Genomic DNA, 15,671 nt, shown 5'->3' with positions numbered 1-15,671 from the left:
TTATTTCCTCTCATGTGTATTTTATTGGGAACCTTTTCGGTGCTTAATGGTTCCCACCCAAGACAACTTTTATTTTGACACCGGTGAACCATGGATTCGAGTAGCAGTAAAAGCAAAGTGGAACAGCAGATCGATGAGAACCTGAAACGAGTCTACAACGATGCGATGAAAGACGAACTGCCTGATCGGTTCATGAACCTGATTGCTCAGCTCAAGGCTAAGGAAGGTGCTGTCTCCAATGGCAACTGATCCACGTGATGAGATCGTTGACCATCTGACTTCCCTCCGTGCATTTGCAAGATCCCTGACCCGCAGCACTGCTGCGGCCGATGATCTCGTGCAGGACACCGTGGTGAAGGCGTGGTCTAACATCGACAAGTTCCAACCGGGGACGAATATGCGGGCATGGTTGTTCACCATCCTGCGTAACACGTTCTACTCTTCTCATCGCAAACAAAAGCGCGAAGTGGAAGACGTGGACGGGGATATGGCCGAACGTCTGTCGGAGAAGCCGGCTCATGACGGTCGTCTGGCGTTGAAGGACTTTGCCGTCGCGTTCAAGCAGCTGCCTGCCGAACAGCGTGAATCGCTGCTTCTCGTCGGGGCCTCCGGGTTCTCGTACGAAGAGGCCGCGGACATGTGCGACTGTGCCGTTGGCACGATCAAGAGCCGGGTCAACCGGGCGCGCAAGCGTCTGAGCGAAATGCTCGACCTCGATGAAAACGACAAGTTGGAGCTGACGGACGCCGCAACTGTAGCGGTGGTGTCCGGACCCGCCGCAGCATGAGTAGAAGAGCCCGTTTGTGGAGTCGCGTCACGTCGCTGCAAGCGCGGCTGGCGCTGTTCCTCAGTTTATCCATCCTACCGCTTGGTTTCATCGCCGTCGTGCAGACCTCTGCCGTGGTGCGCGATGCCCGTGCGCTTGAGCAGCACGATATTCTCGCGCGGACGGCCCAGGCCGCGAGCGCGGAGAGCGCGCTGCTGCGCCGTGCCGATGGCGCGGCCTCGGCGTTGGGGGCCAGTGCGGCGGTGGTCGGGTCCGACAGCGCGCAATGCGACGCGATCATGGCGCGGTTCGTGGAACGCGCGCAGGCCTATGTCTATGCCAGCTTCACCGACGCCGAGGGCGAGCTTGCCTGTTCCTCGGAGGGGAACGAGGGCGTGAACTGGACCGAAGCGGAATGGCAGGACTTTGCGGAGCGCCCGCGTCCGGTGATCACGGTCGAGTTGGGCGAGGACAACGGAGAGCAATCGGTGATCGTGGCAACGGTGCCGGCCTTCGACCCGATCTCCATGGATCTGCTGGGGGCGGCATCGGTGGCGCTGCCCCACAGTCTGACGGACACCTTGCTGGCCGCGCAGGTCGAAGACGTGCAACTGGCGCTGATCGACGAGACGGGACAGGTCCTGTCCGCGGGCACGGGCATCACTGACATCGGCGTCTTCGAGACCCTGAGCATCACGCCGGAAGCGCTGGGCATGAACCCGCGCGGCATCACCTTCAACGTGCTCGACGACGAGGGCGTGCAGCGCCTTGCCGCACTGGTTCCGCTGATCGAGAACCGCGTCTACGTGCTGGGCCTTTGGGACGGCGAGGTCCAGAATTACTCGGTCTCGATCCTTGGCGCCTTCACGCCGCTGTTCCCCATCCTGATGTGGGCCACCGCCTTTATCGTCGGCTATCTTGCACTGAACCGGTTGGTGCTGCGGCACCTGCGCGTGATCCGCCGCCGCATGGCTGCTTTCACCTTCGACAACCCCGGCGCAGGGGTCGCGAACCTCGAAGATCCGCCGGCCGAGTTTTTGCAGATTGCCGATACCTACAACGGCATGATCGACCGCATGGTCGCGGACCGTGACGAGATGGAGGGCAACCTCGAAGAGAAAGAGCTGTTGCTGCGCGAAGTGCATCACCGGGTGAAGAACAACCTGCAGCTGATCGCCTCGATCCTGAACATGCAGATGCGCAACGTCTCGGACGATAGCGCCAAGCGCGTGCTGCGCCGTGTGCAGGACCGTGTGATGAGCCTCTCGACTATCCACAAGGCGCTTTATACCGACCAGTCGATGGTCCATGTGCGCGCCGACAAGCTGCTGGGTGAAGTGGTTCAGGCGGCGTTCAACGTGGGCGTGCCGCAGGGGGCGGATGTCACGACGGAGATGATCCTCGACCCGTTGGACCTTGATCCCGATCAGGCGGTGCCACTGGCGCTTCTGGCCAACGAGACGGTGACCAATGCGTTGAAATACATCGGCCGGCCCGAGAACGGCATGCCGCATCTGACGGTACGGCTGATCGCCGGCGCTGATCGGTTGGTGACGCTGCGGGTCGAGAACACGCTCGGCATGCCGCTGACCGACCATGTCGGCGGCGATGGCACCGGCTTGGGCGCGCGTCTGGTAGAGGCCTTCGTCGCGCAACTGGGCGGCGAGAGTGACGTAACGACGGAAAAAGATATGTACCGGTTTGAAACTTCTTTCACGGCATTCCCGTTGGAAGAGGATGAAACAGCGGGCGAAGAGGCGGATGAAACCGCCGGCGTCGCGCAAACCGGGTAACATGATAATGACAACCACAGACAAAGCTGAACGTCCGATCACCGATCTGGACGTTTATTTTTCCGCCAGTGAGGCATTTCCGGCGTTCGAGAAGCTGTGTCTTGGAGCGAAACGCAACATCATCGGCTGCTTCAGGGTCTTCGACACCGCCACGCCCCTGCGCAGCGCGGAGGGGCGCGAGATCGGGGAGACGTGGTTCGACCTGTTGCTGCATGTGCTCAACCGCGGCGTTGCGATCGATCTGACGGTCAGCGACTTCGACCCGATCGTGGCGACGGACGAACATCGCCGGTCGTGGCGCACGGCGCGGCAGCTCGCGGCTCTCGATGAGCTGTCGGGCAATGCCTGCCTGACGTTCCGGATCGCGATGCATCCCGCGCGGGTGGGGTACCTGCCGCGGCGGGCGTTGAAGGGGATGGTGGCGGCCGAGCTGGAGGCGCGGGAGCCCGATCCGCTGACGCCGGGCCTGCACGGGCTGGAGCCGTCCGACGACCTGCCGCTGCGGCCCGCGACCCATCACCAGAAGATCGCCGTGATCGACGAGGAAGTCGTCTACGTGGGCGGGCTCGACCTGAACGAGCGGCGCTACGACACCTGGGACCACGATCAATCCGCCGAGCAGACCTGGCAGGATATCCAGGCCGTGGCCCGTGGCCCCGTGGTGGCTGCGGCTGTCGCGCATCTCAAGAGCTTCCGGGCGGTCACGGCGGGCGAAGCCGATCCGGTGCCGCAGGCCCCCGGTTTCCTGCGCACGATGTCGTGCCGGCGCCAGCAGGACCTGACCTATATCTCGCCCCGTTCATTGGTGACCGAGCTGGAGGAAATGCACCTTGCCGCCGTGGCGCGGGCCAAGGGGCTGGTCTACCTCGAGACGCAGTTTTTCCGCCACGCGCCGCTGGCGCAGGCGCTGGTGGATGCCGCCAACCAGAACGAGAACTTCGCCTGCATCCTCGTCATCCCCGCCGCGCCGGAGGACCGGGCGTTCAACGGCAACGACCGCGAGGATGCCATGAAGGCCGCGCAGATGCAGGTGAAGGCGCTGGGGATCCTGACCAAGGGTCTGGGCGAGCGTCTGGCATTGGCCGCGCCCGCGCAGCCGCGTCAGGCGGTGGAGGTGCCGGAGACGGCGGTGATCCATGGCGCGCCGCTGATCTACGTGCATTCCAAGCTGTCGCTGTTCGGTCCGGACGAGGCGATCATCTCCTCGGCGAACCTCAACGGGCGCAGCTTCAAGTGGGACACCGAGGTCGGGCTGCACCTGACCGAGCGCGAGATGGTCGAACCTCTCTGGGACCGCGCCCTGCGCCATTGGCTGCGCGACGATGTGCCGGATCTGAACGCCTCGCCGGTGGAGGTTGTGGCACATCTCAACGCGCTTCTGGCCGAGAATGCGGCCGCCGCGCCGCAGGAACGGAGCCATTTCCTGCTGCCCTTCGATCACAGCGACCAGTTGCAGCTGGCGCGTCCGGTGCCTTTCATTCCGGACGAAATGGTCTGAACTGCTGTCCGGGCCAGAGCGCCCGGTCGGGCCGCCTCAAGTCCAGCCCCATCAGCACGCCATCACGCACCTCGGCAGCGCATCGCAGCGCCGCCCATCTCGGGCGCGCGGCGATGGAACCTTGCCCTGTCGCGTGACGTTCCCTCTGTAACGTAAGGGAATGCAATGATGGCTGTGACATCCGACCTCAAACATACCGCCGAGGCGAGCGACGCCGTGGCCCGCATCGCCACTGATGTGGCCGATGTCTGCGATGGCTACGTCGTGATGGCGGGGCGGGCCGATGAGGACCTCAAACCCATCGTCCAGCGGCTCTACACGATGCATGCGACCCATCTGGGCGCGCTCAAGGCGCATCTGGCGAGCATGGGCGGCGAGCCGGCAGAGGCCGGCTCTCCCATGGGCAAGATCTATCAGGCGATGGCCGCCGTGCGCGGCTGGATCGGGAAACTGGACCTCTCGGCGCTGCCCCAGATCATCGATGGAGAGCAGGCCCTGGTCGACAGCTATGACGCTTCGATCGCCGCCACGACGGAGGGAACGCCCATCCATGTGCTGCTGAATTCACAGCAAACGGCACTGCGCGCGCAAATCGCAGTTTTGAAGCTCTGACAAGGAACCTTTCGAACACACAGCCGTTACCCAAACACGCAAGACGGTAGGCAGCTAAGACGCGACGCAGGCCGGGGTATCCCGGAACTGCTTGGAGGGTTCTTGCCTACGCACAACCCAGAAGTCCCGCGCAGTTTGCCGAGATACACATAAGGAGTTCGACAATGACACGTTCGACACAATCAGACATCGCCAAGAAGGCGAAAGACACCGTCGATGACGTCGCACAGACGGCCAAGGCGCAAGCCGCCGTCAAGGCGGAAGCCGCGAAGGAAGACGTCGCTGCACGCGTGTCCGAGCAGGCCGACAATTTCCGCGAAGCCAGCAAGGCTTTCGAGGACAATGCTCTGGCCTCGGACGCAGTGAAGTACCTCGGCGACAACCTTGCCCAAGCCGCCAACGCGGTGCGCGACATGGACATGGCCAACCTTCAGCAAGACGTGACGCAGTTCGCGCGCCGCAATCCGCTGATGTTCCTCGGCGGTGCCGCCGCGCTTGGTTTCATCGCTGCCCGCGCCATGAAGGCGTCCGAGCGTACGGCATTGCCCGCCGTCCACCCGGACCACGTTGACTATGCAGGTGTGCCTGTGGGTCAGCCCCATGACGTCGACCGCGGCAGCCGGGGTTGGGGGTACTCCTGATGTCCGCGCCTCAGACCAATATTAGCGCGTCTGCCCATCTGTTGACGGAAATCGTCAACCAGATCGGGCGGATCCTGCGCAAGGAAGCCGCCTTGGCCAAGGCCGAAGTCGGCGAGAACCTGTCCCGCGCAGGTGCAGGCATCGGCATGTTGGTCGGTGCGGCCCTGCTGGGTCTCGTGGCGCTGTTCGCCTTCGCCGGCGCAGCCGTGGCCGCGCTGGTTTCCCTGGCCGGTTGGCCGGTTTACTGGGCCGCGCTCGCCGTTGGTGGCGTTCTGGTTCTGATCGCGATCATCCTCGCGATGAAGGGCAAGAATGACCTCAAGCCCGAGCGTCTGATGCCCGACCGCAGCATCTCCAACGTGAAGCGTGATGTCGCCGCCGTAAAGGAGAGTATCAATGCCTAGCACCAGAGAAATCGAAGCCGAACTTCAGGCCGAGCGTGACGTCCTGCAAGCGCAGATTGCCGCGCTTGAGGCACAGTTTTCGCCGGACCGCATCGTGGCCAAGGCGACGTCGGTGCTCAGCGATCTGGGCAGCAGCGCCGCAACCACGGCGCGCCGGAACCCCGGACCCTTCGTCGTGACGGCGGGTGGTCTGGCATGGCTGGCCTTCAAGGCGGCCACGAACAACACCGGCCCCCGCGTCGATTATGATCGGACCTCCAGCGATCCCGTTGGTGGTTTCAGACGAGACACACCCTCGATGGCGGGCTTCGACGAACGCGTCGCCGCCGCCGACCGTGCCCTGCACGGCGAGGACAACGTATTCTATCCAGAAGGAGACTACTCCATGACCGATACAAGCACGAACACCGGCAATTCCCGCATGGGGAAAGCCAAGGAGCGCCTGTACGAAACCTCCGAGAGCCTGCGCTCGCGGATCGAAGATGGCCTCGACGGCCTGCCCGATGGCGCCAAGGATCGCATCCGCAAGGCACGTGAGACCGCGATTTCGGTCCACTCCCGCGCCGAGCAGGAAGCCGCACGGGCCGCTGCCGCTGCACGTCACACGATGCAGGAAAATCCGCTGCTGGTCGGTGCCCTCGCCGTTGCAGCCGGTGCTGCGCTGGCGATGATGCTGCCGCGCACTCAGGTCGAGGACCGCACCATCGGTGCACAGCGCGACCGCCTGTTCGACGAAGCCGAGCGCCTGTTCCGCGAAGAGAAGGCCAAGCTGCAGTCCACCGCCGAAGACATGGTGGCAGAAGGCCAGAAGCGCGTGAAGGAATCGCTGTCGTCCGATGACAGTGAGACCGGCACCAAGTCGGCGTCGAAGTCGACCGGATCGTCCACCACGGGCACCAGCTCCGGCACCACGTCGCAGCCGAACCTGGCGTCCTGAACGCTTTAAGTTCTGATTACTGTTGATAAGGCCCTCATCCCCATGTTGGATGGGGGCCTTTCTGTATGGGAGCTGTGCCGATGCCCTCGAGCGATGTCATCAATCCTGCCCCCTCGCGCGGGGAAGATGCCAGCCATCCCGCCGCGATCCCCGGGAAGGGCTACATCGACATCCTGCTGCGCGTGGTCAAACGGGTGGTGAAGGATCAGCTGAGCCTGCTGTCGGCGGGCATTGCCTTCTACGGCATGCTGGCGCTGTTCCCCGCACTGGCCGCCCTCGTGGCGCTGGGCGGTGTCTTCGTGGATCCGGCGCAGATCGTCACCCAGTTCGACACCTTCCTGACCGCGCTGCCCGATGCGGCGCGAGAGATCGTCCAAGGGCAGATCGTGGAGCTGACCTCGGCCGATGGCGACGCGTTGAGCATCGCGGCGCTGATCGCGCTGGTGGTGGCGATCTATTCGGCCAGCAAGGGCATGGCGAACCTGATCGCGGGGTTGAACGTCGCCTATGAAGAGGTTGAAAAACGGGGCTTTTTCGTCCTGCAACTGGAGGTGCTGGCGCTGACGGTCTTCATGCTGTTCGTCGGCCTCTTCGCAATTGCGGCGCTGGCCGTGCTGCCGCTGGTGGTGGATTTCATCTTCATCTCGCAGACGCTCTCGGACCTCACCCTGGTGCTGCGCTGGCCATTGCTGATCCTGATCGCGTCGATGGCCTTCACCATCGTCTACCGCTTCGGCCCGTCGCGCCGCTATGCCAAGTGGCGCTGGATCGCGCCCGGTAGCCTGCTGGCCGTGCTGCTCTGGGTCACGGCGACGCTGGGCTTCGCGTGGTACGTGCAGGCCTTCGGCGCCTATAGCGACACGTTCGGCACGCTGGCCGGCGTGATCGTGCTCCTGATGTGGTTGTGGCTGAGCGCCTTCTCGATCCTGCTGGGCGCCACCATCGACGCGGAGATGGAGGCGCAGACCGCGCGGGACAGCACCGTGGGGGAAGACCTGCCGATGGGGCAGCGCGGCGCGGTGAAGGCGGACAATTGCGTCGCCGGAGAGCGCGACCCGGACTGACGCGCGCGGGGGCCGTGTTGCGGCGATAACGGTCTCGTGCCACGCAAGGAAAAACCCCGGCCTGTGGATGGGCCGGGGCGTTGCTTAATCTTCGGGGGGGAGCGGGGCAGGGATCGGGATCTCGTCATCCTTGCCGTCCGACACGATGTAGCGGATCCAGACCACGATGGGGATCGCCACGAGGCCGCCGATCGGCCCCCAGAGCCAGAGCCAGAACACCAGCGACAGGAACACCATCAGCGGGTTGAGCGCCATGTGGCGGCCGACGAAGGTGGGGGTGACGAACTGCGATTCCACCATGTTCAGGGAGATGAAGGCGAGGGCGGGCATGACCGCCCAGAAGCCATCGAAGGTCACGATACCGACGACCAGCAGCGCCACCGTGATCAGGCCCGGCCCGAGGTAGAGCATGAAGTTCAGCAGGAAGGTCGCGAGCCCCCACATGATCGGTTGCGGCACGCCGAGCGCGGACATCGCGACCATGACGGCGGCGCCGAAGCCCGCGTTGATCATGGTGATCGCGAGGAAGTAGCGCGACACGCGGGCCTCGGCCTCGATCAGGAGGGTCTCGGTCAAAGAGGGGATCAGGCGGCAGGTGCGCGCGTAGACGTCGCGGCGGGTGGTCAGGAAGAAGTAGAGCGTGCCGACGAAGATCAGGATACCGCCGAGGATCGCGGGGCCGTAGGAGAGCACGTCAAAGATGCTGGGAATGCGCATCACGGCTTCGTTCTCGGCCTCTGCCGGGGCGGCGCCCTCGGCGGCTTCACCGTCGGTCAGCGCTTCGTTCATCGTCTCCTGTATCTGCTGCACATCTTCGACGGTGTTGCGCAGACCCTCCACGGAGGAGCGTAACTCGGCCCAGATCATCGGGCCGTTGCTGATGGCACGGTTCACGATGGGCTCGGCGAAATAGAAGATCGCGCCAGCGAAGAAGAGGAAGAAGGCGAGGATCAGAAGCGCCGCGGCGCTGTTGGGAATGCCTCGGCGTTCCACGAAATCCACGAAGGGGGCGAGGACGAGGCCCAGGACGATGGCGGTCAGCACCGGAGCGATGAGCACCTGTGCATGATCCAGCACGACCGCCAGAAGGATGACAACAATGATGATGCTGGCAACCGCTGTGGCGCGCGCCGACGTGACCGTTTTTTCCATAGCTTGCCAACGCACCTTGGTGGCGTTTGTTCCGGGCCGTTGGCGATTACTTGTATACGGGTCATCCAGGGCGCGAACGCGGCCCGGCGCGGCTACTCTGCGGCGTGGCGGCTTTCGGCGTCAGACACGACATATCCGTCGCGGGTTTGCGGCACGCGGATGCCGAGGACAGAGCCCGCCACCTGCGTGCGCAAAATCTGGGCGGTGCCGCCGCCGATGGTGAACATGCGCACGTCGCGGTACATCCGCTCCAGCGGTTCGCGGCTGCTGTAGCCCCGCGCGCCGAACATCTGCAGCGCGTCGTTGACCACCTTGATCGCGGCCTCCGACGCGAAGAGCTTGGCGCGGGCGGCCATTGTCATGTCCGGGAACGCATCGCCGGACTGGGCGGCGGCATGCAGCAGGTGCCGCGCGGCGTGGATTTGGGTGTCCATGTCCGCGACCATCCACTGCAAGCCCTGAAACTCGGCGATGGGACGGCCGAATTGCTCGCGCTCGCCCATGTAGCGGATCGCATGGTCCAGCGCGCCTGCCGCGACGCCAAGCGCGATCGTGCCCGCGCCCACGCGCTGCGAGTTATAGGCTGTCATCAGGTCCGCAAAGCCGCGTTTCAGGCCGGAGGGCGGGGTGAGGAGCCACTTCTGATCGACGACGAGGTTGTCGAAACGCAACTCGGCCTCGGGCATGCCGCAGAGGCCCATGGTGTGCTCGCGCCCGACGACGGCGAAGCCCTCGGGCACATCGCCGCTCTGGCTGTCGGCATGAACGATGAAGCCGCCGATGCCCTGCGGCGTGCCGGCTTCATCCAGAACCTGCGCGAAGATCAGGTGCAGCTTCGAGACGCCGCCCCCGGTGATCCAATGCTTGCGACCGTTGAGCACGTAGCTGTTGCCCTGCTTGCGCGCGGTGGTCTGCATCTGGGTGGCGGCGCTGCCGGCCTCGGGCTCGGTGATGCAGATCGCGGGTTTGTCGCCGGCGCGCACGATGGGCGCGCAGAAGGCCTTCTGCTCGGGCGTGCCATAGGCCATCACGGCGCTGATGCCGCCCATGTTGGCCTCGACCACCACCCGCGCGGTGAGGGTGCAGACGCGGGCGATTTCCTCCACCACCATCGCGACGTCGAGAAAGCTGGCGCCTTCACCGCCCAGATCCTTGGGGATCGACATGCCCATGATGCCCGCGTCGGCCAGTGCCTCGATGTTGCTCCAGCAATAGCTGCGCGTGCTGTCCCAATGGGCGGCACGGGAGGCAAAGAGCGGGGCAAGTTCGCGGGCGGTCTGGACGAGAGGATGGGGCATGGCGGGTCTTTCTTCGGGCAGCGGAGCACGGCGCGGGGCCGTGTCGATCACGGAAGCGTTGCGCGGATCATAGCGGCCCTGTAGTTCATGGCTATCGAATAAGATTTCATTTTGACTTCAGGAAAGCTGAAGATATGCAAACCCGCGCCCTGAGAACGCTGGTGAAGATCGCCAAGGTCGGATCTTTCGCGCAATCGGCCGAGCAATTGGGGATCACCCTCTCGGCACTGTCAATGCAGATGAAGGCATTAGAGGCAGAGCTTGGCGTGACGCTCTTCGACCGGGCGCACCGTCCGCCCCGACTGACACCGCTGGGCGCATCGGTGGTGGCCGAGGCCGGGCCGCTTCTGGCGCGGGAGGACCGGCTGCTGGAGCTGTGCCGCCCCAGTGACAGGCTGGTGGGCCATTTCAAGCTGGGGTTCGTGACCACGGCCGCCGTGCGCCTGTTGCCGGCCTTCCTGAAGGAGGCGCGCCGCCTCGCGCCGCAGGCGCGCTTCGAGGTCGAGACCGGCCTCTCCGCCGTGTTGCAGGAGAAGGTGGTGAACGGGCAGATCGATGCGGCGGTGGTGACCGATGCGGACGGGTTGCCCGCGCAGCTCGCCTCGTGGACGCTGCGCCGGGAGCCCTTCGTCTTTGCCGCTCATCAGAGCTTGTTGTCAGACGGGCTGGCCGGATTGATGGCGGCGCAGACCTTTTTCCATTTCATGCCGGGCACAGGCATCGGCAAGCTGATTGCCCGCGCGATGCAGGATCAGGCGCGCCCCTCGGCGGCGCGGACGGTGGTGTTGGATGATCTGGAAGCGATCATGGAATGCGTCGGCGCGGGGCTTGGGTTCACGCTGCTGCCGGTGCCCGACGTGGCGCGCTACCTGACGCCTGAGATCGAGACCATCTCCGCACCGGCGGGGTTGGAGCGGAACCTCGTGCTCGCGATCCTGCGCGACGGGACGCTGGCCCCGCGCGAGGCGGCGTTGCGGGCGCTGTTTGGCAATGACTAGGCGTCGGGCCTAGATGTCGGGCCTAGGCGTCAGGATCTTCGCTGATCTGCATCTTGTGCAGGCGGGCATAGGCGCCGCCCTGAGCCAGAAGCGTGTCGTGGGTGCCTTCCTCGATCACGCGCCCGGCCTCCATGACAAGGATCTTGTGCGCGGCGCGGATCGTCGACAGGCGGTGGGCGATCACCAGCGTCGTGCGCCCCTGCGCCAGCCTGTCGAGTGCGGCACCGACGAGCTTCTCCGATTGCGCATCGAGGGCGGAGGTCGGCTCGTCCAGCAGCAGGATTGGGGCGCTCTTGAGCATGGCGCGGGCGATGGCCACGCGCTGGCGCTGACCGCCCGAAAGGCTCGAGCCGCGGGGGCCAACGGGGCTGTTCAACCCGTCGGGCAGGGTGTCGGCGAACTCGTCGACCGAGGCGTTGCGCGCGGCCTCGGCAATGGCCTCGTCGGAGGCATCGAGATCGCCCATGCGAATGTTGGCGAGAATGGATTCGTCGAAAAGCGCTGTCTCCTGACCCACGACGGCAATGGTGTTGCGCAGGGTTTCGATCCGCGTCTCGTTCACCGCCACGTCACCGATGCGGATCTGGCCCGATTGCGGATCGAAGAGGCGGGTGAGGGCGGCGAAAACGGTGGTCTTGCCGGCACCGGAGGCACCGACGAGCGCGGTGGTCTCGCCCTCCTTCGCGGTGAAGCTGAGCCCGCGCAGGACGGGCGCGTCGCCATAGGCGAAATGCACGTTGTCGAAGGTGATGTCGCCCGAGGGCAGGGGGCGCGGGGCGGAGGGGGAGACGATGGTGGGCTCGGAATCAAGCAGCTCGTAGACCCGCTCCAGCGAGGCGCCGGCGGCCTGCACCCGGCCCGCGAGGGAGGACAGGCGGCGCAGCGGCTCGAACAGCAGGCCGAGGGCGGTGAAGAAGGACATGAACTCACCCACGGTCTTCTCGCCCGCGATAATGTCCTGACCGCCGAAGTAGAGCACCGCGACGAAGCCCGCGGCGGCAATGATGTCGATCATCGCGGGATTGCCCGCAACGCCGATCTGCGCCTTGAGCGAGGGGCGCAGGAATTGCCGGATGGTTTCGCGGTAGCGGCCGCTCTCGCTCTTTTCCAAGCGATTGAGCTTGATCGTCTGGACGCCGTGGAAGATCTCGTCGAGGCGCGTGGAAAGCTGCGCGGCGGCGCGGCGGGCGGCAACGGCGGTGCGACGGATGAAGGCCTGAACGGCGAGGAGCGGCAGCACGAGGACCGGCAGACCGGTGAGCGCGAACAACGTCCATTGCCAGTCGGTCCAGAGCATCACGGCAAGGAGCGAGATCGTTGTGACCGTGTCGCGGCCAAGCGAGACGAGAACCGACGACGAGAGCGATTGCAGCGCGCCGGTATCGCCGCGCACACGCTCGATCAGCGCGCCGGGGGCGTTGTCCTGAAAGAACGACATATCAAGGGTCAGCAGGTGCTTCACGAGGCGAACCTGCAAGCCGGTCACGACCTTCAGGCCCACGCCAACCATCAGAATACGTTGAAAAAAGCCCGAAGTGGCGCGGATGGTGAACAACGCGCCGACGGTCAGTGCGACCCATGCCACGCCCTCCATGGAGCCGCTTGAAAACAGCTCGTCAAAGAGCGGCTGAACCATCCAGGCGAAGGCGCCGATGGCCGCGCCCTCGATCGACATCAAGACGACGGCAAACGCCATGATCGGCCAGTATTGGTAGACATGCTCGCGCCAGAGGCGACGGATGAGATCGCGCGGGCGCGGTGCATCCTCCAGCGACGTCCGGCGCGGGGTCGGCGGGGTCATGGACATGGCACGGGAATCCGGGAAAACTTGGCGGAGATTTGCGTCACTTTCGCTTTCCTCTAGGGGCCTTTCGCGATGCTGCGCCAGCGATACGCGAAACCTGCGTACATCACAAGAACTGGCCGTTTCGCCTGAGTTGAGCGTAAAAGCTGGGCAAAAAGACGAGGTGTCGGTCCAGTGGCAGGAAAATTGACCTTGGTTTGGCCTTTTTGCAAACCCAGTGGTTGAAACCGAGCCCGCCCTGCGTCTAGGCTAACGCCACAAGCTAGGGCTCGGTCGTCTGACCGGTGACACCAAGGCGTAACAACAGGGAGTGGGGTTTGACCTCAGACGGATCGCAAGCGTTCGTATCGTTCGATCGCGTTCAGAAGAGCTACGACGGCGAAGTGCTCGTCGTGAAAGATCTTAACCTGCACATCAGTCGGGGCGAATTCCTGACGATGCTCGGACCATCGGGTTCCGGCAAGACCACGTGCCTCATGATGCTGGCCGGGTTCGAGACCGCCACCCACGGCGAGATCACCCTCGACGGCAAGCCGATCAACAACATCCCGCCCCACAAGCGCGGCATCGGGATGGTGTTCCAGAACTACGCGTTGTTCCCGCATATGACGGTGGGCGAGAACCTCTCGTTCCCGCTGGAAGTGCGGGGCATGCCCAAGTCCGAGCGGGAGGGCAAGGTCACCCGAGCGCTGGACATGGTGCAGATGGTCGATTTCATCAATCGCCGTCCGGCGCAGCTTTCGGGCGGTCAGCAGCAGCGGATCGCCCTGGCGCGCGCGCTGGTGTTCGAGCCGGAGCTGGTGCTGATGGACGAGCCGCTCGGCGCGCTCGACAAGCAATTGCGCGAGACCCTGCAGTTCGAGATCACCAACCTAGCCCACGAGCTAGGCATCACCACGGTCTATGTGACCCACGACCAGACCGAGGCGCTGACGATGTCGGACCGGGTTGCCGTGTTCGACGATGGCCGCATCCAGCAGCTTGCCGCGCCCGACACCCTCTACGAGGAGCCGCAGAACAGCTTCGTCGCCCAGTTCATCGGCGAGAACAACACGCTGCAGGGCACCGTCAGCAAGATGGGTGACAACATGTGCGAAGTGACGCTGGAAGACGGGTCGATCATCGACGCGCTGCCGGTGAACGTGTCGTCCGTGGGCGAGAAGACACAGGTCTCCATCCGCCCCGAACGGGTCGAGATGGACCCGAGCCGCCTGACGCCCGGCGCCCATACGCTGAAGGCCGAAGTGCTGGAATTCGTCTACATGGGAGATATCTATCGTACGCGCCTTCGGGTTGCGGGGGTGGAAGATTTCATCATCAAGACAAGAAATGCCCCCGATCAGCGCCGACTGAAACCGGGGGAGCGTATCGAGATCGGCTGGCGTCCGCAGGATTGCCGCGCGCTCGATGCCTGACAGGTTTGCGTCCCCCAAGGGGGGCGCGACCCAATAACAGAGCCGGGAACGCCCGGCGGAAGTTCAACCAAGGAGAGACAATATGAATCTCAAGAGCCTTATGCTCCTGACAACCGGCGCCAGCCTTGCTGCCACCGGTGCCATGGCCGACGGCCACATGGCCAATACCATGACCCTCGTGTCCTGGGGCGGCGCCTACCAGCAAAGCCAGATCAACGCCTATTCCGACCCCTATGCCGAGATGCACGAGGGCCTGGAAATCATCTGGGATGAATCCTCCAACGAGGCGGTTGCCCGTCTGCGCGCGATGAACGAAGCGGGCAACGTGACCTGGGATCTCGTCGACGTCGTGGCCTCCGACGCCATCCGTCTGTGCGACGAAGGTCTGGCGATGGAAATCGACCACGACGAAGTTCTGGCACCGGCCGATGACGGCACGCCTGCTTCCGAAGACTTCGGCGACCTGATCGTTTCCGACTGCTTCATCCCTCAGATCGTCTATTCCACCACCTTCGGTTACCGCACCGACGTGGAAGCATGGAACGGCAACACGCCCGACGACATCTGCGACGTGTTCGATCTGGAAAACTTCCCCGGTCAGCGTTCGCTCGAGCGTCGCCCGATCAACAACATGGAATGGGCGCTGATCTGTTCCGGTGTTGCCGATGAAGACGTCTACGACGTTCTGGAAACCGAAGAAGGCATCCAGCAGGCGCTGGACATGCTCGAAACCATCCGTGACGAGACCGTCTGGTGGTCCGCCGGTGCCGACACGCCGCAGCTTCTGGCCGACGGCGAAGTCGTGATGGGTTCGACCTACAACGGCCGTCTGTTCTCGGTGATCGAAGAGCAGGACCAGCCCATCGCGATGCTCTGGGACGCTCAGGTGTTCGACCTCGACGGCTGGATCATCCCCGAGGGTCTGCCGGAAGATCGTCTGGCCCGCGTGATGGATTTCGTTCGCTTCGCGACCGACACCCAGCGTCTGGCCGATCAGGCTGCCTACATCTCCTACGGTCCGGCGCGTGCCTCTTCCGCACCGCTGGTGGGTCAGCACGCCGAGCTGGGCATCGACATGGCGCCGCATATGCCGACCGATCCCAACAACGCCGAGCGGACGTTCCTCTACAACTACGAGTGGTGGGCCGATTACCGCGACGACCTGGACGCACGTTTCCAGGCGTGGCTGGCTCAATAAGCCTTGAGGGCGCGGCGGGGTGATCCCCGCCGACCCGAAGAACCCGAGCGGGCCGCCGATGTGGCCCGCTCACACCAAACTCGAAGAAGGC

15 protein-coding genes are annotated in these 15,671 nt (G+C 64.3%); 12 read left to right on the top strand and 3 right to left on the bottom strand.

Translation table 11 applies throughout. The annotated features are described in order from the left end of the window. Window positions 1-117: 117 nt before the first annotated feature. From KYE46_RS14405 to KYE46_RS14365, 9 genes are all read left to right on the top strand, one after another. A complete protein-coding gene (locus tag KYE46_RS14405) occupies window positions 118-249 on the top strand; it encodes a NepR family anti-sigma factor (RefSeq protein ID WP_346345205.1) in 132 nt (43 codons plus the stop codon). Beyond that, window positions 239-787 (top strand): RNA polymerase sigma factor, encoded by a 549-nt coding sequence (locus KYE46_RS14400; RefSeq protein WP_219001446.1) that lies wholly within the window; start codon window positions 239-241, stop codon window positions 785-787. Before KYE46_RS14405 ends, KYE46_RS14400 begins: the two co-directional genes overlap by 11 nt. Window positions 788-801: 14 nt before the next feature. Beyond that, window positions 802-2,559, top strand: coding sequence for a sensor histidine kinase (locus tag KYE46_RS14395; protein ID WP_219001445.1), 1,758 nt, complete (start codon window positions 802-804; stop codon window positions 2,557-2,559). Window positions 2,560-2,566: 7 nt separating this feature from the next. Next, on the top strand, window positions 2,567-4,057 hold the full coding sequence (locus KYE46_RS14390) for a phospholipase D family protein (protein ID WP_219001443.1): 1,491 nt from the start codon (window positions 2,567-2,569) through the stop codon (window positions 4,055-4,057). Between the two features lie 168 nt (window positions 4,058-4,225). Further along, complete coding sequence (locus KYE46_RS14385; protein WP_219001441.1) at window positions 4,226-4,669, top strand: DUF2383 domain-containing protein; 444 nt, start codon at window positions 4,226-4,228, stop codon at window positions 4,667-4,669. Window positions 4,670-4,833: 164 nt separating this feature from the next. Continuing rightward, complete coding sequence (locus KYE46_RS14380) at window positions 4,834-5,310, top strand: hypothetical protein (protein ID WP_219001439.1); 477 nt, start codon at window positions 4,834-4,836, stop codon at window positions 5,308-5,310. Next, entirely contained in the window at window positions 5,310-5,714 is a 405-nt protein-coding gene (locus KYE46_RS14375; protein ID WP_219001438.1) for a phage holin family protein, read from the top strand. The genes KYE46_RS14380 and KYE46_RS14375 overlap by 1 nt, the downstream gene beginning before the upstream one ends. Beyond that, complete coding sequence (locus KYE46_RS14370; RefSeq protein ID WP_219001437.1) at window positions 5,707-6,651, top strand: hypothetical protein; 945 nt, start codon at window positions 5,707-5,709, stop codon at window positions 6,649-6,651. Before KYE46_RS14375 ends, KYE46_RS14370 begins: the two co-directional genes overlap by 8 nt. 80 nt (window positions 6,652-6,731) lie before the next feature. After that, window positions 6,732-7,715, top strand: a complete 984-nt coding sequence (locus KYE46_RS14365) for a YihY/virulence factor BrkB family protein (RefSeq protein ID WP_219001436.1) — start codon at window positions 6,732-6,734, stop codon at window positions 7,713-7,715. 84 nt (window positions 7,716-7,799) lie between these two features. On the opposite strand, the gene KYE46_RS14360 is transcribed toward KYE46_RS14365, so the two are convergent. Both KYE46_RS14360 and acdA read right to left on the bottom strand, forming a co-directional pair. Beyond that, complete coding sequence (locus KYE46_RS14360) at window positions 7,800-8,867, bottom strand: AI-2E family transporter (protein ID WP_219001435.1); 1,068 nt, start codon at window positions 8,865-8,867, stop codon at window positions 7,800-7,802. Window positions 8,868-8,959: 92 nt separating this feature from the next. Next, entirely contained in the window at window positions 8,960-10,165 is a 1,206-nt protein-coding gene (gene acdA / locus KYE46_RS14355; RefSeq protein WP_219001434.1) for a 3-sulfinopropanoyl-CoA desulfinase, read from the bottom strand. Between the two features lie 134 nt (window positions 10,166-10,299). On the opposite strand from acdA, the gene KYE46_RS14350 reads away from it, so the two are divergent. Next, window positions 10,300-11,163, top strand: a complete 864-nt coding sequence (locus KYE46_RS14350) for a LysR family transcriptional regulator (RefSeq protein WP_219001433.1) — start codon at window positions 10,300-10,302, stop codon at window positions 11,161-11,163. Window positions 11,164-11,185: 22 nt separating this feature from the next. Here the strand turns inward: KYE46_RS14350 and KYE46_RS14345 are convergent, their stop codons facing one another. After that, a complete protein-coding gene (locus tag KYE46_RS14345) occupies window positions 11,186-12,964 on the bottom strand; it encodes an ABC transporter ATP-binding protein (protein ID WP_247716848.1) in 1,779 nt (592 codons plus the stop codon). A 320-nt stretch (window positions 12,965-13,284) separates the two neighbouring features. Between KYE46_RS14345 and KYE46_RS14340 the strand changes: the two genes are divergently transcribed. Beyond that, entirely contained in the window at window positions 13,285-14,382 is a 1,098-nt protein-coding gene (locus tag KYE46_RS14340) for an ABC transporter ATP-binding protein (RefSeq protein WP_219001431.1), read from the top strand. Between the two features lie 82 nt (window positions 14,383-14,464). After that, a complete protein-coding gene (locus tag KYE46_RS14335) occupies window positions 14,465-15,580 on the top strand; it encodes an extracellular solute-binding protein (RefSeq protein WP_219001430.1) in 1,116 nt (371 codons plus the stop codon). The last annotated feature ends 91 nt before the right edge of the window (window positions 15,581-15,671 follow it).

Origin of the sequence: Gymnodinialimonas ceratoperidinii, from assembly GCF_019297855.1 — a bacterium.
Classification (GTDB): Bacteria; Pseudomonadota; Alphaproteobacteria; order Rhodobacterales; family Rhodobacteraceae; genus Gymnodinialimonas; species Gymnodinialimonas ceratoperidinii.
Note: the sequence above shows the minus strand (reverse complement) of the source record. Positions and strands in the feature narration are given on the sequence as shown.